18 protein-coding genes are annotated in these 17,724 nt (G+C 34.9%); 12 read left to right on the forward strand and 6 right to left on the reverse strand.

What is annotated here, in order from left to right:
* Positions 1-7: 7 nt before the first annotated feature.
* From ACFQZ1_RS16555 to ACFQZ1_RS16575, 5 genes are all read left to right on the forward strand, one after another.
* Positions 8-1,543 carry a lipase family protein gene (locus ACFQZ1_RS16555; protein WP_377883305.1) on the forward strand — a complete coding sequence of 512 codons (1,536 nt, stop codon included), beginning with the start codon at positions 8-10 and terminating at the stop codon, positions 1,541-1,543.
* A 57-nt stretch (positions 1,544-1,600) separates the two neighbouring features.
* A complete protein-coding gene (locus ACFQZ1_RS16560; protein WP_377883306.1) occupies positions 1,601-1,861 on the forward strand; it encodes a hypothetical protein in 261 nt (86 codons plus the stop codon).
* Position 1,862: 1 nt separating this feature from the next.
* On the forward strand, positions 1,863-2,201 hold the full coding sequence (locus ACFQZ1_RS16565; protein WP_377883307.1) for a DUF4176 domain-containing protein: 339 nt from the start codon (positions 1,863-1,865) through the stop codon (positions 2,199-2,201).
* 307 nt (positions 2,202-2,508) lie between these two features.
* A complete protein-coding gene (locus ACFQZ1_RS16570; RefSeq protein ID WP_377883308.1) occupies positions 2,509-3,291 on the forward strand; it encodes a hypothetical protein in 783 nt (260 codons plus the stop codon).
* 264 nt (positions 3,292-3,555) lie between these two features.
* Positions 3,556-3,834 (forward strand): hypothetical protein, encoded by a 279-nt coding sequence (locus ACFQZ1_RS16575; protein WP_377883309.1) that lies wholly within the window; start codon positions 3,556-3,558, stop codon positions 3,832-3,834.
* 525 nt (positions 3,835-4,359) lie between these two features.
* Here the strand turns inward: ACFQZ1_RS16575 and ACFQZ1_RS16580 are convergent.
* Entirely contained in the window at positions 4,360-4,857 is a 498-nt protein-coding gene (locus ACFQZ1_RS16580; RefSeq protein WP_377883310.1) for a CcdC protein domain-containing protein, read from the reverse strand.
* Between the two features lie 179 nt (positions 4,858-5,036).
* On the opposite strand from ACFQZ1_RS16580, the gene ACFQZ1_RS16585 reads away from it, so the two are divergent.
* The 7 genes from ACFQZ1_RS16585 (at position 5,037) to ACFQZ1_RS16615 (ending at position 11,131) form a co-directional block, all read left to right on the forward strand.
* Positions 5,037-5,534: a GyrI-like domain-containing protein gene (locus tag ACFQZ1_RS16585; RefSeq protein ID WP_377883311.1), complete on the forward strand. Its 498-nt coding sequence runs from the start codon at positions 5,037-5,039 to the stop codon at positions 5,532-5,534.
* 708 nt (positions 5,535-6,242) lie between these two features.
* Positions 6,243-7,688: an o-succinylbenzoate--CoA ligase gene (locus ACFQZ1_RS16590; protein ID WP_377883312.1), complete on the forward strand. Its 1,446-nt coding sequence runs from the start codon at positions 6,243-6,245 to the stop codon at positions 7,686-7,688.
* Positions 7,689-8,795 (forward strand): o-succinylbenzoate synthase, encoded by a 1,107-nt coding sequence (menC, locus tag ACFQZ1_RS16595; RefSeq protein WP_377883313.1) that lies wholly within the window; start codon positions 7,689-7,691, stop codon positions 8,793-8,795.
* A gap of 4 nt (positions 8,796-8,799) precedes the next feature.
* Positions 8,800-9,102 carry a nucleotidyltransferase family protein gene (locus ACFQZ1_RS16600; protein ID WP_377883314.1) on the forward strand — a complete coding sequence of 101 codons (303 nt, stop codon included), beginning with the start codon at positions 8,800-8,802 and terminating at the stop codon, positions 9,100-9,102.
* A gap of 315 nt (positions 9,103-9,417) precedes the next feature.
* Positions 9,418-9,621: a hypothetical protein gene (locus ACFQZ1_RS16605; RefSeq protein ID WP_377883315.1), complete on the forward strand. Its 204-nt coding sequence runs from the start codon at positions 9,418-9,420 to the stop codon at positions 9,619-9,621.
* 463 nt (positions 9,622-10,084) lie between these two features.
* Positions 10,085-10,627, forward strand: coding sequence for a DUF1003 domain-containing protein (locus tag ACFQZ1_RS16610; protein WP_377883316.1), 543 nt, complete (start codon positions 10,085-10,087; stop codon positions 10,625-10,627).
* A 318-nt stretch (positions 10,628-10,945) separates the two neighbouring features.
* Positions 10,946-11,131 (forward strand): YjcZ family sporulation protein, encoded by a 186-nt coding sequence (locus ACFQZ1_RS16615; RefSeq protein ID WP_377883317.1) that lies wholly within the window; start codon positions 10,946-10,948, stop codon positions 11,129-11,131.
* Between the two features lie 52 nt (positions 11,132-11,183).
* On the opposite strand, the gene ACFQZ1_RS16620 is transcribed toward ACFQZ1_RS16615, so the two are convergent.
* The 5 genes from ACFQZ1_RS16620 to ACFQZ1_RS16640 all read right to left on the reverse strand — a co-directional run bounded on the left by ACFQZ1_RS16620 (position 11,184) and on the right by ACFQZ1_RS16640 (position 17,718).
* A complete protein-coding gene (locus tag ACFQZ1_RS16620) occupies positions 11,184-13,160 on the reverse strand; it encodes an FtsX-like permease family protein (RefSeq protein WP_377883318.1) in 1,977 nt (658 codons plus the stop codon).
* Positions 13,157-13,909, reverse strand: coding sequence for an ABC transporter ATP-binding protein (locus tag ACFQZ1_RS16625; RefSeq protein WP_377883319.1), 753 nt, complete (start codon positions 13,907-13,909; stop codon positions 13,157-13,159). The genes ACFQZ1_RS16620 and ACFQZ1_RS16625 overlap by 4 nt, the downstream gene beginning before the upstream one ends.
* Positions 13,910-13,942: 33 nt before the next feature.
* Positions 13,943-15,913 (reverse strand): FtsX-like permease family protein, encoded by a 1,971-nt coding sequence (locus tag ACFQZ1_RS16630; protein WP_377883320.1) that lies wholly within the window; start codon positions 15,911-15,913, stop codon positions 13,943-13,945.
* Between the two features lie 77 nt (positions 15,914-15,990).
* Entirely contained in the window at positions 15,991-17,019 is a 1,029-nt protein-coding gene (locus ACFQZ1_RS16635) for a sensor histidine kinase (RefSeq protein WP_377883321.1), read from the reverse strand.
* Between the two features lie 3 nt (positions 17,020-17,022).
* Positions 17,023-17,718, reverse strand: coding sequence for a response regulator transcription factor (locus ACFQZ1_RS16640; protein ID WP_377883322.1), 696 nt, complete (start codon positions 17,716-17,718; stop codon positions 17,023-17,025).
* Positions 17,719-17,724 lie beyond the last annotated feature (6 nt).

Raw genomic sequence — 17,724 nt, forward strand, 5'->3', positions numbered from 1 at the left:
TAATGATATGGAAAATAATAAAAAGTTACAGGTAGCTTCTGATTGGGGAAAGTTGGAGCTAGCGGGTAAGGATATCTATGCTTTTAACAAGGGGGAATATCCTTATAACCAATCAAACGAAAAAAATGAAGAGAAATTAGAAGCAAATTTTAATGCAAAGCTTGGATATCATGAAGTAGATAAAGAGACAGGATTTGCAGCATATGCTTTTGAAGATAAGAAAACAGGAGAAATTGTAATATCATATGTAGGAACAGAAGATGGAACGGATGCAGTAATAGATGCCGAAATTGGTGGTCACAATATAATGAATGCAAATAAAATAGCATTCGGTAACATTTGGGAACATGATTTTACGGTAAAGCAGTACGATCAAGGTGATGCATTTTATGAGAAAGTTAAGAACGAAAATAAGGGTAAAAAAATTAGCATAACAGGCCATTCGTTAGGTGGTGGTATAGCAAATACAGTGGCATTGAGACATCAAAAAGATGATATTGATGTTTTAGCTCTGAATCCAGCACCTGTGTTGAACCGAGATGTAGAAAAATATGGTGACGGATTTAATATGAAAAACGTTCGGAATATTATTAATGAAAATGATCCCTTACATATTGGAATAAAAGCGGCTGATTTTACTCTTCCTGGAAGAATGTATAAAATTCCGAACCAAGCAGGTCATTCTTACGCTTTTAAAGCGGAAGACTATGATAAAAATGGTCATTTAATATGGATTGATAAACTAGCAAGTGATAATGATACGGGATGGGATGTGATTCCTGGATTCCTAGAGCTTTCCAAATCGACAGGAGCTCTTTATACAGGAACTATACATGATGTATTTAAAAGAAAGGTTTCTTTGGTAGAGGAAAGCGTGGGAGGCGAAGTAGTAAATCTTATAATAGGTGCTTTACCAATAGGGACTTTATTGGTGTATTCGGATTTTGTACAAACTGGAATAGAATATAAGAAGATAAAAGCCAAAGTAGAAGAAGGTATTTCAAGATTAAATAAAAAGTATGAAGGAATAAAATCCCAAATTACAATAGAAGCTATTAAATTTAGTATGGCAGCTAGTATAGAAATTAAAAGTACAATTGATGCAGCAATAGACTGGATTGAAAAATCTTTAGCTACATGTAAAGAAAAGGTACTAGAGGTATTAGAAGCAGTATTCAATGCAGCAGTAGATTTTTTAGTAGGATGTATCATGGTGTATTTATCACCAGGTGAAATCATGACGATTGCCAAAGAAGTAGCATCCTCTCTTGTAGACGATATTTTAGAAATGTTTCACGGTGATTTTGTCATTGATACAAATGTCACTGCAATCGTTGGAGAACATATAAGAAACCATCGTCAGTCATTATTGAATCTCTTTATGGCTGATAGTAGAAAAGGAATCGATCGTTCCTTGTTAGGCGAAATTTCTAAAGATGTGAAAGAACTCTCAAAAGATCTCAAGCAATTAAATGAAGATGTTTCATCTGCGGTTGTTTCCATGATGGCAAAAGATGAAGAATTAAGTATGGTAACGTATTAGTAATATGTAACTGGAATTTTTGTATATTGGTAGATTATAGAAGTAAGGAGAATCATAATGAATTTACATTTAATTATGAGTAGAGTTCATAGTACATTTTCAGATAACGGTGGACGGGATCAAATATTGAATGTAGTTAAACAACTTGAAAAGGCGGCAGCTTCTTTAACAGCAGATATTCGAAGTTTAGAGAGCAGTATTGATACACATATGAATGGGAAAACACGAGATGCATTCATGGATCGGATTCGTCAGTTAGAAAGAAAACGGCAAAGGATAGAAGAGAAAATTAACGCATTAAAAGGGACGGTTAATTAATATGAAAGATTATATGGAGACGGTGTTACCATTAGGAAGTGTAGTAAGATTAAGTTCTGATAAAGATGCAGATTATGTTATTACAACAAGAGGTGTATTATTGGACGATACAACATTCTACGATTATGGAGGAGTGTTACATCCAGTAGGTTTGACGGGAGAAACATATAAACTCTTTAACCATTCAGATATTGTACAAGTCCAATTTGAAGGATACCGCAACAAAATTGAAGGTCAATTTGCAGCTAAATTTAAAATATGGCGTAATGAGTTTGTTGAAAAGGTAATTGAAAAAAAGAAAACAGAACAGGAAGACCAGTTAGCTGAAACGAAGGAATAATAACCATAAGCCTTCCTCTGTCTATATGGAGAAAGGGGCTTATCGTTTTCTGATATTAAAGTAATTGTTTTTTATATAAGAAAAAATCCACTGATCAAGAGATAGAAAAAATATCAGAGTGGATGCTAGAATTTAAAAAGTTATGTAATCAAATGTCAAAACATAATGAGTTACTCCAAGAGAGATAGTCTTGAATATGATAAGAACGTATAACAGTAAGAAAACCTTCCCTTTTCGTTAAAATGAGGAGGTTTTTATTTTTAATCTACATGATTTAAGAGAATGTAGTCAAAGGTGGGACAATTAGATGTGGAAAATACAAGAGGAAGATTTAGATGAATTTAGAATGACATGTAGAAGTCGTTTAAGTCCTGAAGGTGCTTTAGGATTTATGATAGGAACAATAGTGTTTGTTTCGGTAATGATGTTTTTTCTCATTGGTACTTTAGTAACGTTTGGTTGGGATTATTATACTACTTTCTTTGAGAAAACAATCGTTAAGATTGAACTTGTGCTATATAGCTTGCAAATAATTTTTTTAATTCTATATTCATTTCCAAGAGCTCGTTTTAAATTTCAAAAGTTACAAACGCTTGTCGTATTATTATATGCATTTCAATTAGGTACGATATTATTCACGGCTCTGATTCTTCCCGGAATGTCTGATTATTCAATTGACCGAATTACATTAGTATATGTAGGTTTCTTATTTTTGGGAGCAGTGATTGTTCATATTGTGACAACGATTGATACGTTTAAACAAGCAAGTGAAGGTGCGTTTAGCATGGATGAAAGATTCGCTTCATTTTTTAGTAATACAAAAGGAACTACGATGAAGTGGGCTGCAATATACGCACTAATTCTTCTTATTTTGATTTATTTTCATAATGATTACGCGTTTGATACTTTCTTTGGATATATAATAGGGACTTTTTTAATGTATACGATAGCCATCGGTGCAGCGGAGTTTCAGCTATTAGTGTATTGTAGATTTAAATTTCCTTCCTTTAACATATCGTGGGAGGAACATCAAAGAAAAATTCAAAGATACCGAAAGAAAAATAAAAAATATAAATCTAAAAGTAGATAACGAAATTTAGTCGGAATACAAACCACTAACATGTCGAAACTAGATTTAGAGATTCGCTCGTTTTTTTATCTTTAAATGTGGAAAATGGAGAAGTCATTTCTAATAAGGGTTTCTTTACTATTGAATCAGTACATATACAATGGACATTATCCTAACTAGACAATCACGATACATTTAGTTTATCTCAATTATCTAATACAATTTTTGAAGATAGAGTGAAAACATTATTCATGAGTTAACCTGTAGAGAGAGGAATGTAATGCCTTGAATAAAGATTCCAAAACTGTAAAAACAGAAAAAGGTTTTTTTGAAAGTATAATAGCACCTATCATTGTCGGGATTATGTTTATCTTTGTAATCCTATATAAAGTAGCAGAGTTTCTAGGGAAATGGATCGTTATCTTGGGAATACCAGGTTTTATTGTTGCTATATTTCTTTGTATATACCTGAAAGAATATGAAGGTGTATTAGGTGGTGGAATAGGCCTAATATCAATGTTATTGCTATATTTTGTGTTTATTAGAAAAAGTAAAAAGGGTTAATTCAATATTGAATATTAAAAAATGCTCCTCTTGCTCTATTCTTAGTTTATCTATGAAACTATAGTTACCATGTTAATAAGGCCAAAATAACAAAGGAATCCTATAAATCTAATGGCACTAAAAAAGTCCATTTAAAGAAAAGAAGCTAATCTTCTACTATATAGTCGATTAGCTTCTTTTTGTTGCGTACCCAGCTAAGCCGGGGGATGGGTAAGGGATAACTGCTGGCATGCGCCCGATTGGTTCAACTAACCATCAGTGAGGGATGAAGCGATAGGGGCTATTCAAGATATTCTCTTAATTCCGTTCCAGTAAATGCAAAGTAGAGAAGATGGCTCTGGTGTTCTGTTAAAAAATGTTTTAGACTATAGGAAAAAGTATCAGACTACTAATAAATAGTTGTAGACTAAAAAGGTGTTTTCTGTATATGAAAGCACCTTTTGTTAACATAAAATCAATGTATCACAAAACCTTTAAAAGTTCCTTCAGAAGAGCTGAAGGAACTTTCCATTCACATAATCAATGTTATCGGAAGTCAATGTTGTCGTTAGTTCGGATTCGACTTTTGTATAGTTGACGAAATTTGATGAAAGAAATAATCCTCCAAGGTAAGATATATCCCAGCGCTACAGTTATAAATAGTGATGCCTCTGTCTCTGGACCTAGCCATTTTAAATAATCACGAAGTAAAAATCGGATAATAAATACGATGAGAAAGGCAATGATAAAGCTCTTGTTTCTTACAGCATAAATATGCTGATCGGATCGGAGTTCATAGTTAGTGGCCCAAATAAGTGGAATTGACAAAAGGAACCCAAAGATAGCTGCACAAATCCATTCCCAGGCAGCGGCATGTACATTTGGATTCAGGATTATGAAAACACTAGGTAATAGTAGAAATAATATGGGTAAGAGAAGACGGGTGCCGTTTCCTTTAATCGGACGATACATTGCCCTAGTTCTACGCCATAAGACCAACGCAGCAACTATGATCACAATAGAGTAAAACGAAGAAGAATTCATAATCTCACCTCTATACATAGTGTATTTCAATTATTTATATGGGAAGTACAGGTGGTTGAGTACCAGTAACCGTTTTAATTAGAAATATATAAAACTACTTTATGAATATCATATATAGAATTTCGAATTTAAACTGAAGTGATTCATGTTGAATATTAATGAGGAGAGGAACTAAAAGAATGGAACCTAAAATAGTAAACATTCCAGCAAAAAAAATTGTTGGGATTAAGAGAGAAACAACTTTTGCAACAGATCCCGAAGTCACAAGAGAAATATGGAAAACATTTATGCCATTAAGAAATCGTATTCCTCATAGAAGTAATACTTGTTTCCTTTCTGTAAAGGTGCTAAATACTCCTTTAAATATGAATGATATAAACTATGCTTATGAAAAGTGGGCTGCTGTTGAAGTTGAAGATTTTGAAACGGAGACTTCTTCGGAATTGTCCACGCATACTTTAACAGGCGGCTTATATGCTGTTTTTATCCATCAAGGAACGGCATCTGATATGAGCACATTCCAATATATTTTTCAAGAATGGTTACCGAATTCCAAATATAGTTTAGACGTCAGGGAGCATTTTGAAATTATGGATGATCATTATCGTCCAGACGATGTAAACGCAAAAGAAGAGGTATGGATACCGATAACATATAAGGATTGCGAAATAGATTAGTAAAATGAAAACATGTACGCAAATAGAATTGATAAAGAGATAGGTGAGGGATAACTGCCCGTATAAGCCCGATTGGTGGAAGTTTCACTTTATTTCATCAATAGAAATCATTTTAGAATTTGCTTTTTTAATCTAATTACAAAAAGAACCTTAAAAAGGTTCTTTTTGTCGGGCATAAAACAAAACGGGGAGGGAGTATACAATCACACAATGTCGGTATAGAGGTCTGAAAATTCAGTCTATTTTAGGAGCAACATTCCCAACATCTATATGATTATTTTTATAATAACAGTAAAATTATAAAAAAACAACAAAAAAACTGAATTTTTTTGTTTTTTCGACAATTTTATACATGCATCCCGCATTAATGGTCAGTAAGACTTTTAACTCAAGATTCAGAGAGAAGCGAGGATTTTAGGTGAGAGTAGTTCAATTTAGTTTGATAGTAATGTGGCATTATTACTAATGGAAATAAAATATTGAACGTATTTATTCAATCGTACATTTTTGAGAGTTTTAATTATAGAGAAGATGGCTCTAGTATTATACTGCAGCCATCTTTTTTATGTTCATTGATATGCAAAGATTTGCTATAGGTGCTAGAGATAGATAAGATGGAAATAAAGTAACACGAGTTACAAGTAAAGAAATAGGTCAGAAGTAAAAGAAGCTATGTTAGTCTTCTATTCTGTGAAAGGAGAATATGATATGGAGAGAATGCCCAATTGGCTTATGCAACGTGCGTTTTTAACACCAGAGCGCACTGCAATTGAGATGAAAGAGAGTACATATACGTTTTTGCAGCTTCATGAGAAAGTTCTTTCACTTTGCGAACATCTTGCTTATTTACAAGTGCAAAAAGGTACAAAAGTGGCTGTTCTGATGAAAAATAGTATGGAGATGGTAATAACGATTCATGCCCTTTCTTATATGGGGGCAGTAGCCGTTTTACTGAATACACGTCTTTCAAGAGAAGAGCTACTTTGGCAAATGGAGGATGCAGAAGTTTCTTGTTTGCTTACGGATGAAGATTTCGAGGGAGAGCGAGTACCCGTATACTTATTTACAGAAGTTGCAGCGTTGCCAAAACAAACAGCAACTGTGCAGAATGAATTTGCTTTGGAAGATACAATGACAATTATTTATACGTCAGGTACAACAGGAAAGCCAAAAGGCGTGATGCTTACGTACGGAAATCATTGGTGGAGTGCAGTTGGTTCTTCACTCAATTTAGGTCTTCGTGATGATGATTGTTGGTTAGCGTGTTTGCCGCTTTTCCATGTAGGCGGGTTATCGCTTTTAATGAAGAATATTATGTACGGTATGAGGGTGTTACTTGTTCCAAAGTATAATCCGGATTTTATTCATGAAGCGCTGCAAACAAGAGGAGTAACGATGATTTCAGTCGTATCTAAAATGCTTACAGATTTATTAGAAAGGCTCCAAGAGGGGACATATCCACAGTCTCTTCGGTGCGTATTACTTGGCGGGGGGCCAGCTCCAAGGCCTTTGTTAGAAACGTGCGTTGCAAAAGAAATCCCAGTGTATCAAACCTACGGTATGACAGAAACATCTTCGCAAGTTTGTACATTGGCTGCTGATTATATGTTAACGAAAGTTGGCTCGGCTGGAAAACCATTATTTCCATGTCAGCTTCGCATTGAACAAGATGGAAGGGAAGCCGCGGTAGGAACTGCCGGCGAAATTGTTGTGAAGGGACCGAATGTAACAGGCGGTTACTTTAAGCGTGAAGAGGCAACGAGAGAGAGTATTCAAGATGGATGGCTGCATACTGGTGATATTGGTTATTTCGATGAAGATGGCTTTCTTTATGTGCTAGATCGCCGCAGCGATTTAATCATTTCTGGCGGAGAGAACATATATCCAGCACAAATTGAGGAAGTATTGCTTGCACATTCCGCTGTTTTGGAAGTAGGAATAGTTGGAGCAAATGATGAGAGATGGGGACAAGTTCCTGTGGCGTTCGTTGTAAAATCAGAAGAGATAACAGCAGAAGAACTGCTCGCTTTTTGTGAAGATAAACTTGCACGGTATAAAGTGCCAAAAGGCATTCATTTTCTTTCTGAACTGCCGCGCAATGCTTCAAAGAAATTACTGCGCCGCGAATTGCGTCAACTGTTGGAGGAAATGTAAATGCATATTACAAAGGCAATACTTTATGTAACAGAAATGCCGCTTGTTATTCCATTTTCAGCAAGTTACGGAACGTATGAAAAACGTGAAAGTATTGTAATTGAACTAATAGATGAAGAAGGACGAAACGGATGGGGAGAAGTGGTTGCTTTTTCCGAGCCATGGTATACAGAAGAAACAGTTGTAACAGCATTTCATATGCTGCAAGACTTTTTGTTGCCAGTGCTACTTGAACAGAAGCTATCACACCCTGCTGATGTCACATCTCTTTTTCAGCATATAAAACGTAATAATATGGCGAAAGCAGGAATAGAGGGTGCATTATGGGATTTGTATGCAAAGCGTGAGAATCAATCACTTGCTGCGCTGCTTGGCGGTGTAAAACGAGAGATCGAGGTTGGTGTTGTCATTGGCCTTGATACAATTCCTAATATGCTAAAACGTATTGAAGCATACGCTGAGGAAGGGTATAAACGTTTTAAAGTGAAAATTAAACCAGATAATGATTATGCGATGCTTCATGAAATACGAAGAGTGTTTCCTACTATTCCATTAATGGTAGATGCGAATTCTGCGTATACGTTAGATGATATGAAGCAATTACAGCGATTGGATGAGTTTGATTTAATGATGATCGAACAGCCGCTAGCAGATAACGATTTTCTTGATCATGCCCGTTTGCAAAAGCAAATGGAAACACCGATTTGTTTAGATGAAAGTATTCATTGCTTAGAAGATGCAAGAGTGGCGATTACACTTGGAAGCTGCCGTATCATTAACATAAAACCTGGACGAGTGGGCGGATTAACAGAATCGATTCGCATTCATGATTATTGTCAGCAGCACAGTGTTCCTGTTTGGTGCGGAGGTATGGTAGAAATGGGAATTTCACGTGCACAAAATATTGCGCTCGCATCTCTTCCAAACTTCACAATTCCAGGCGATATTTCAGCCTCGAACAGGCATTGGGAGCAGGATATTATCTCGCCAGAAGTAACGCTGCAAAATGGAAAAATTGTTATTCCGCAGCAAGCTGGGTTTGGCTATGACATAAAGAGGGCAAGACTAGAAGAGATAACGAAACAATGCATTGTATGTGAGAGGTGAGCATATGCAAAAGCATGAAAAGGTGCTGCGTCATATACAAAATCGTTTATTGGAAACACCATTTGTAAAAGTGGCGTACATCTTCGGATCTCATGCAAGAAAAGAAGCAACATCTTCCTCTGATTATGATATAGCTATTGAGACAACACATATTTCAGCAGGTGAGTTTCAATGGCTTTGGTTTCAATTGATGGAAGAGCTGGACGGAGCAGGGAAAGTAGATATTGTTCATTTGAATACATTGTCGAATAGCGAACTGAAGCGTCATATTTTACGAGAAGGAAAATTGTTTGCGCAGCGTATATAAAGTGAAACTTCCATCAGTGGGGATCTTACTGCCTGCGAATAGCGGGATAAAGCATTAAGCATAAAGATCTTGAAAGAGAAAAAGGCTCTCCTTTGTATGTAAGGGATGAGCTTTTTCATTTACTTTTGATAACTATGTAAAACATACATGCATATGATATATGGAAGGGATTTCACTTCTTAAATTTTTGTAAAAGAAAAAATTATATAAGTACCCTATCAAAAAATATTACAAAAGGTGTGAATTGAGCTGTTTTGAATACAGTAACATTAGAATTTGTTCATTTGAATTTTATAATAAGGGAGAATTTTAATAATGAACAAAGATAATATGCAGTTTAAAGAACTACAGCAAGCAGATTCTACGGAAGACCCAAAATCTAAAGAAAAAGTACCTTGGAAATTAGGTAGACATCTAAAAGATAGGCATAAAGAGAAGTTAAGTATGTTAATAACAGATTATCATCAATGTATGCTTCATTTATTGAATGCTAAGGATACTCATACAAAGCAAGATTGAAGTTATTATAAACGACTTATGACCTGGGTTATGTTAATGAAATGCTAGTATAAAGTGAAACTTCCATCATTGGGGGAGCTTCATCCTAAAATGATGGAAGTTTTGCCCAACCGGGCACATGCCAAGCCTATCTTCCTCCCTTTTCTTTTAATTTTGAGGTAGGGGCCTACTGCTCGCAAATAGCGGGATACATTTTTATATAAAAATGTAAGATAATGAAGTGTATTTTCTCAACAATCGCATAGTCATAAGGAATACGATAGCATATAATGATAAAGGATTTTAAGAAAAAAAAGTGAGGTGGAACTGTTTTATGAGTAATCCAAGCATAGGAGAGCCGGACGCCGGCGTCAGAGGAAGTCATACAACTGAATATCCGAAGCGGATTACTGCGTAAAAAGAGTTGCCGCTTTATATAAACTTTGGAAAGATGACTTCCTCTATAAGAGAGGAGGTTTGTACAATGGTACAAAAAATCTGGAAGCAAATTAAAGGACAAAAACAAGAAGCTACGAAAATCCAAGGTTTTGATATTGACTTAAATCAAGAAAGCTTAACACGTATTGACCGACTTGTAGATCGCTACGAGTCAGAAATACTTCACCAACTTGATAGTGCATACACACAACGAACAAAGTGGGCAGACCGAATAGCTGATAAAATTGCACAGTTTGGAGGTAGTTGGCGATTCATCATCTGGTTTGCATGTTTTCTTGTTGGATGGATTATTTGGAATAGCTTATCTATAACAAAAGGAGCCCACTTTGATGCGCCGCCATTCATTTTATTGAACTTATGTTTATCTTTTATAGCAGCATTTCAAGCTCCTGTTATTATGATGAGTCAAAACCGTCAAGCTGCGCGTGACAAACATGAATCCGTTATTGACTTTGCAATCAATTATAAAGCAGAGCAAGAGATTGATAATATGCAAAGCCGATTACACCATATAGAAAGCGAATTAACGGAAATTAAAGAGCTGTTGAAACAATTAAAAACAAAATAAATATATTGCTTTTTAAAAGAGTAGAAAGCTAATCATTTACAGGATATAAGTAGATGATTAGCTTTTTTGCATTTTATCCTGTATTAACGGGCAGTAAGACCTCGCCTCAAAGGCGGGTAAGATAGGTGGGGGATGAAAAAAGCACTGATGGAAGTTTCACTTTATGCAGGATAGATTAGAAAATCAATCTCGTTTGGAAACAAGCCTGTTTTTAAAAAGAACAAGCTTCTTATTTCCGTTCCAAACATAGGATAAATGGAATCCAATTGAAAGGATCCTATAAATGAAGAGGATTTTTATTAAAGGAGGAATAGAGTAATGGGTGATAGTAGTTGTGATGGACATGTGCATGGGCATCATCGTCACGGTAGTGGATTTGCGCTTTTAATCGTATTGTTTATTTTATTAATCATCATTGGTGCTAGCTGCTTCTGTGGCGGCGGTGGCTTTGGCGGCGGCTTTGGCTACGGTGGCTATGGTGGTTATGGCGGTTTTGGTTGCTAATAAGTTAAAAACTATTGAAAATAGCCTTGTGCATTGCACAAGGCTATTGTATTCACAGTTTAATATGTTGTGATAATTTTTGAATGTAAAATGAGCGAATTAGGAAAAAGGAAATGATTTCGATTATTCCAAAGAGGCTTAATACTAACATGGCTTCTTTTGTTAAAGAGAAAGAGAGTGTACTCTGTATAAATTTAATTGCAAATATTGTATGGATAGAAGCAATAATATAAGGAACGAAAAATAGTATTGCTAATTGAATTGTTGCCGAGCGTATCATTTCAGATTTTGTTAATCCGATTTTTGTAATCGTCTTATATTTTTCTGCTTCTCTCGTTAAATCAGTATACATACGGAAGTACAGAACGCTTCCTGCTCCGATAAAGAAAATAATGCCAAGAAATGTACCGGTGAAGAGATAAGCAACATTCCATCGCTTCGTTGCATATAATTCATCGCTAGCTGTATAAATAGCAAAAGGAGTTTTCTTATCATTCATTTCTTGCTGATTTGGATGTAAACTATGTGCATCGGCAGTGGTCATACGTAAAATGCGCTTTGTGAGCGGAAGAGTATTTTCCCAATTATCCACTTGGAAATTATAAAGCGTAATTGGTTCGAGGTGTGGAATTTCGTTGTCTACAGCCTCATCTGACAGTACGATAAGATATACCCAAGCATGCTGCGGTATAATTGGCTTGTTTGCTATTTCTTTTATGTGAAATTGTTTTTTATTAGATTGTAACGTAATATTTTCTTGCTTAAGAAAAGGATTTGTTAGCAATTCTAATGTTACAGGCGAATATTTTGGAATAATATATGCTTCGTTGTTAGCTAGTTGAATTTGGGAACGATTTAGAAATTTAGCAAGAATATTATAGTCGCTTTGCTTCATAATCCAAATATCTTCGTTAGCTGCCGTATCTTTATATACAACCGATGTATGCTTTTGATATGTAAATTTGCCGTTCATTAATTCATTTTCTAGTGTTGTAATATGCTTCGTTTCAAATGGATTTCCTTCGTCAGATTCATAAGTAAATGGAAAAGGAAATGTTTCAATTATAGAAGCCTTTGTGTTTTTATTAAGGGCGTATAATGGTGTAATAATGGTAAAAGCAATTGCAGATAACACGGTTACAATGAAAAGCATATTAATATTAACACGAACTCGTGATGCCAAATCAGATATCCAAAGCATATTTGTTTTCTTCATATAAAAGCGTCGTCTCTTTTTTAATATCCAAATGAACAGGAAACTAGCTTGTGAAAAGAAAAAATATGTCCCAACTATAACAAGAGGAATAATGGTTAAAATGATGAGTAGACCACTTCCATTTGTTAAGCTTTTTTCTGTTATATAACTTTGTGGGTAAGCAGCAAAAATATAACCTGAAAGTATACACAGTAAACTAAAAATTGAAATGACAATGGAAGGCCGTTTCTCCTTCTTTGTACGAGTTCCTCCTTTTAGAAGACGAACTACTTTCCGTGTTCGAATTAAAGTAGGTGTAAAGACTGATACAATAATAAAAAGTATGAGAAATGTCGTTACAGTTGTCCAAATTGCTTTTGATGGCCAATATAAATAAAGGCCATTAGCACCTGAAATTTTTGAGGTGATTAATAAGAAAAAGTTAGAAAATACAAGGCCAATTTGAATGCCTATAAAAATAGAAAGCAATCCAATCATCATATTTTCTAAAAAAATAAGTCGTTTCAGTTGTTTGTTTGAAATACCTAAAATCGTTAAAATGCCAAACTGCTTATTGCGTACTTTTAAAAATGTTCCGATAGAGTACAACAAAAAGAAAAAAGAAAACATTACAATTACAAATTGGGTAAAGCCAACTAAATTCATAAGAGGTCCGGTATCTTTATAGTCTTGTATATTTTGCAGGCGCGGATGATATCGGTACACAGCAAATGAAAAGAAGACTGTAATGGAAAAAGAACTGCTTAGAAAATAAGCAAAATAAGCTCTTGAATTGCGGACGACATTTCTTAAAGCAAATTGCCAAAACTTCATCCACGTCTTCCTCCTAGCAATGCTAATACATCTAATATTTCTTGATAGAACTTTTCACGACGTAGACCGCGGTGCAGTTCATTGTAAAGTTCACCATCTTTAATAAAAATAACACGATTGCAATAACTAGCTGCAAACGGATCGTGTGTCACCACTAAAATGGTAGCTTGTTCCTCTTTATTTAACTTCGTAAATAGCTCCATTACATCGATAGCTGCTTTAGAATCTAAGTTTCCTGTTGGTTCGTCAGCAAGCAGTAGAGATGGCTGATGAATAACAGCCCGGGCCACTGCCGTACGCTGTGCTTGTCCTCCGGAAACTTCAAAAATTCGTTTATTTAAAATGTGATCAATTCCGAGTTTATTTGAAACCGTATCTAGCTTTTCATCCATTTCAGAAAGAGGGACATTATCTAATGTTAAGGGCAAAACGATGTTTTCCCCAATTGTTAACGTATCTAATAAATTAAAGCTTTGAAACACAAATCCTAACTCTTGCCGGCGAAACACAGCTAATTTTTCATTACGAAACGTATGCGGTTGTTTTCCATTAATAAAGACCTCTCCTGATGTAGGAGAATCAATTGTCGAAATGACATTTAATAAAGTGGATTTGCCGCTCCCCGACGGACCCATAATGGCAACAAATTCGCCTTTATCCACATGCAAGTTAATATTTTTTAGAGCAGTATGAGGAACTTTTCCCTCATATACTTTCGATACATTTTTAATGTGTAGTACTTCATCCATATATATCACCTTTCTAACTATGCTTATCTTTTCTTATAGTTTAATATGCTGCGATAGTTTTTGAATATAGAGTGAACGAATTAATAGGAAAAAGAGAATTTCAATCGTTCCAAAAATCGTAAGAACAACTATAACTTCAGCAAATAAGGATATCTTGATTACTTCTTGTAACATTTTTGCAGCAAACAGTGTATGGATGGAAGCCATTATATATGGCACAAAAAATAAGATAGCAAGCTGAATGGTAGCTGAACGTATCATTTCTGATTTTGTTAAGCCAATTTTTGTAATCGCAATATACTTGTCTTGCTCATTCGTTAAATCCGTATACATGCGGAAGTAAAGTACGCTTCCAGCACCGATAAAGAAGATAATACCAAGAAACGTGCCAATAAAGAAAAAGGAAGCACCTTGTAATTTCGTTTCATATAGTTGATTGCCTCTTTCAAAAGCTTCATATAAAGGTTTTTCAGAGTGAATTTTCTCACGATCTGCGTAAAGCTTTTTAATAAATGCTGCTGCTATTGTATTTGTATTTTCCCAATTCTGTACTTGAAAATTGTACAACGTCATATGCTTCATGGAATGTGATAGCGATTGTACCGTATTGTCGGATAAGATGAGTACATTTGAAACAATTCCATTGGGTATCACATTTTTATCACCAATACTTTGTACGTGTAATTTCAAGGAATTTGGAGAAAGGATAATCGGCTGTTTTTCGTACGACGGGTTCCATTTACCAAACATAATTTCATAAGAGTATCCGGGTAGTACATATGTTTCATCATCTTTTAAGAAAATCTTTTTATGATGTAGTGCAGTAGCTAATTGATTATAATCACTTTGTTTCAATACATACACGTCATCTCGATAGAGTAAATCTGAACTTTTTTGTAACGTTACACCATACAAGTCGACTTTTATTGTGTTGTATTCAAATTTCCTACCTTTTAGCTGTTGTTCTAACCAATTTATATGTTGCGAAACGAGTGGATTATCATCATAGGAAAGATAAGTAAATGGAAATGGATTATCTTTCACAATTTGTGTCTTTGTAAATTTCCCAAAACCATATATGAAGGTAATCATGGTAAAGGCGACAGTGGACAACATTGCTACAACAAAGAGCATATTAATATTTGTGCGAATACGGCTTGCTAAATCAGAAATCCACAACATATTAATTCGTTTCATATAAAATTTCCGTTTTCTTTTTAACATATGAATGAGCAGAAAGCTAGTTTGTGAAAAGAAAAAGTATGTCCCAATTGTTACAAGTGTTGGAATGACAAAAATACTAGAGACAAGGTATAGTACACCAAGGGTATCATCTAGAGACATAAAGTAGTTTGGATATGCTGCTAGTATGTATCCGGAAAGTAAGCATGAAATTCCAAATAAGGAAATAAGTATAGATGGTTTCTTTTCTTTTTGATGTATCTTTTCTTCTTTTAAGAGACGTGCAGCTTTTCTCGTTCGAATTAAAATAGGGGTGAAAGATGATACGAACATAAAAAGTCCAAGAAAGATTGCCGTTGTTAACAAAATCGCGACTTTTGGAAAATATAAGTACAATCCTGGCATATGCGTAATTTTTGCTGTAACCAATAAGAAAAATTGTGAAAATACAATGCCAACTTGAATTCCAATAAAAATAGAAAGAAGTCCAATTAACATATTTTCAATGAAAATGAGTCGTTTTAATTGCTTCTTCGATATACCTAAAACAGTTAAAACGCCAAATTGTTTTTTTCGAACTTGTAAAAACGTACCAGTGGAATATAGTAAAAAGAAAAATGAAAAGAACACAATAACAGCCTCAGATACTCCCATTAAGGTGTCGATGCCGGAAGGTACATTAGCACCTTGCAAATGAGGATGAAATAAATACACGGCAAATGAAAAGAAAATTGCAATAGAAAGGGAACTGCTTAGAAAGTAGGCAAAATAAGCACGGGAGTTACGTGTTACGTTCTTAAATGCAAATTGCCAAAATGTCATGTTTGGATCCTCTCAGTCTTAAAATCATTCTTATATGTTGCAAAAGTGTATGAGAAAATGATTTCTCATACACTTTTCTATAGAATTTCTGTAAGTTCATTTTCATGTTCTTCCGTTTTATGGGTGACAGCGTTATGGAAAATAATTTTGATACTTGTACCTTTTCCAACTTCCGAGTCTAACTTGATAGAATGACCTAAATAAGAACAGATTTTGCTAACAATATATAATCCCATGCCAGTAGACTCTCCAAATGTTCGTCCATTTTTTCCTGTATAAAACGGTTCAAACACACGGCGAATATCCTCTTGTGGAATACCAACACCTTCATCGCGAACTTCAAGAATAATATCTTTCCCGCTTTGAGCCGCAGATAAGTATACTTTTTTTCCTCTTTCTCCTGAATAACGCACAGCATTTGTCATTAACTGATAAATAATGAATTTTAACCATTTTGCATCAGAAGCAACCATTAAATCAGAATGTACTTCTAAAACAGGAAAGACCCCGTTTCTAATAAACAGTTCTTTTAAATTGTTTATATTTTTCGTTACCGCATCTTTTAATGAAATGGTTTCCACGTGGAAATCTTCATGGAAGTTTGTTAACCGTGCCATATATAATGCCATATCCAGTCCTTGATTTAATCTCTCTAGCTCTTTTTTAAACTTTGGAATAAGATGTTCGTCTTCCATTTCAAGCGCCATCAGCTGCATAATAGAAACAGGCGTTTTCATTTGATGAACCCATTGGTTAATAAACATTTGATGTTCTTGCTGTTTGACTTCATATGTTTGCAATTCCTTCTGAAATAGACGGTATTGTGTGCGAACAAGTTCATTTACGCTATGCGGCATAGGAGCAGTTGCTCGTTCGATGAACACATCTTCTATTTTTTCAGGCGGTTCACTTAATCTTCTATATAATCTACGATTCCGAACGTAGCGATAAGCAAGAAAGCAGATAAACAGATACAGACTTAGCACAATAAAATAAAATTTATTATTTTGAAATCCATCAACGGCATCATACAAAGCGAAGATGATGATAAAGTTTACAATGTAAAGGAGGAAAAAACCAACGTGATCACGTAAAAATAACTTCATGATTTATTCACTCCAAGTTGTGTTAAAGCGATAGCCTAAGCCTCGTACTGTTTCAATGGCATTTTCAATTCCAAGTTCAGTGAATTTTTTCCGAAGACGTGTAATATTTACGTTTAATGTATTTTCTTCGACAAAGCTTTCATCATCCCAAAGTGCAGATAATAAATCTTCTCGGTTTGCTGTACGAGGATATTTTGAAAGGAGCATTTCTGCTAGAATGGCTTCTTTCTTTGTTAGTAATACTTGCTCATTTCCAAAATGAAGCTCTGGTCGCTCGGGATATAATTTTAATCCTTCTACTTCAACAATACGTTCTGACATACTTGGTGCGTAGTCACCGTAAATGCGGCGTAGTTGTCCTTTAATTTTTGCCATTACTACATCATAATGGAATGGCTTTGTAATATAATCATCAGCACCGCTTTCAATTGCCATAATTTGTTCCATTTCACCAGCGCGAGCGGAAATGAAAACAATTGGGCAAGTGGATTCGTGACGAATTTGACGGCACCAGTAGAAACCATCAAACTTCGGTAAATTTACGTCTAGTAGAACAAGATGTGGTTTTACATTGTTAAATGAAATCATAATATCATCAAAGTTATCTGTTACAACGGCTTCATAGCCATATTTTTGAATATGAGATTGAAGTAAAGATGAAATATTTGGATCGTCCTCAACGATTAAAATTTTGTACATATGGAA

Source organism: Bacillus sp. CGMCC 1.60114, from assembly GCF_042676365.1.
GTDB lineage: Bacteria > Bacillota > Bacilli > Bacillales > Bacillaceae_G > Bacillus_A > Bacillus_A rhizoplanae_A.

Bases quoted from the DNA above. Each gene is read 5' to 3' on its own strand.
- ACFQZ1_RS16555 (WP_377883305.1), top strand. From the start codon at position 8: ATGGAAAATAATAAAAAGTTACAGGTAGCTTCTGATTGGGGAAAGTTG.
- ACFQZ1_RS16560 (WP_377883306.1), top strand. From the start codon at position 1,601: ATGAATTTACATTTAATTATGAGTAGAGTTCATAGTACATTTTCAGAT.
- ACFQZ1_RS16565 (WP_377883307.1), top strand. From the start codon at position 1,863: ATGAAAGATTATATGGAGACGGTGTTACCATTAGGAAGTGTAGTAAGA.
- ACFQZ1_RS16570 (WP_377883308.1), top strand. From the start codon at position 2,509: ATGTGGAAAATACAAGAGGAAGATTTAGATGAATTTAGAATGACATGT.
- ACFQZ1_RS16580 (WP_377883310.1), bottom strand. From the start codon at position 4,857: ATGAATTCTTCTTCGTTTTACTCTATTGTGATCATAGTTGCTGCGTTG.
- ACFQZ1_RS16585 (WP_377883311.1), top strand. From the start codon at position 5,037: ATGGAACCTAAAATAGTAAACATTCCAGCAAAAAAAATTGTTGGGATT.
- ACFQZ1_RS16590 (WP_377883312.1), top strand. From the start codon at position 6,243: ATGGAGAGAATGCCCAATTGGCTTATGCAACGTGCGTTTTTAACACCA.
- menC (WP_377883313.1), top strand. From the start codon at position 7,689: ATGCATATTACAAAGGCAATACTTTATGTAACAGAAATGCCGCTTGTT.
- ACFQZ1_RS16600 (WP_377883314.1), top strand. From the start codon at position 8,800: ATGCAAAAGCATGAAAAGGTGCTGCGTCATATACAAAATCGTTTATTG.
- ACFQZ1_RS16605 (WP_377883315.1), top strand. From the start codon at position 9,418: ATGAACAAAGATAATATGCAGTTTAAAGAACTACAGCAAGCAGATTCT.
- ACFQZ1_RS16610 (WP_377883316.1), top strand. From the start codon at position 10,085: ATGGTACAAAAAATCTGGAAGCAAATTAAAGGACAAAAACAAGAAGCT.
- ACFQZ1_RS16615 (WP_377883317.1), top strand. From the start codon at position 10,946: ATGGGTGATAGTAGTTGTGATGGACATGTGCATGGGCATCATCGTCAC.
- ACFQZ1_RS16620 (WP_377883318.1), bottom strand. From the start codon at position 13,160: ATGAAGTTTTGGCAATTTGCTTTAAGAAATGTCGTCCGCAATTCAAGA.
- ACFQZ1_RS16625 (WP_377883319.1), bottom strand. From the start codon at position 13,909: ATGGATGAAGTACTACACATTAAAAATGTATCGAAAGTATATGAGGGA.
- ACFQZ1_RS16630 (WP_377883320.1), bottom strand. From the start codon at position 15,913: ATGACATTTTGGCAATTTGCATTTAAGAACGTAACACGTAACTCCCGT.
- ACFQZ1_RS16635 (WP_377883321.1), bottom strand. From the start codon at position 17,019: ATGAAGTTATTTTTACGTGATCACGTTGGTTTTTTCCTCCTTTACATT.
- ACFQZ1_RS16640 (WP_377883322.1), bottom strand. From the start codon at position 17,718: ATGTACAAAATTTTAATCGTTGAGGACGATCCAAATATTTCATCTTTA.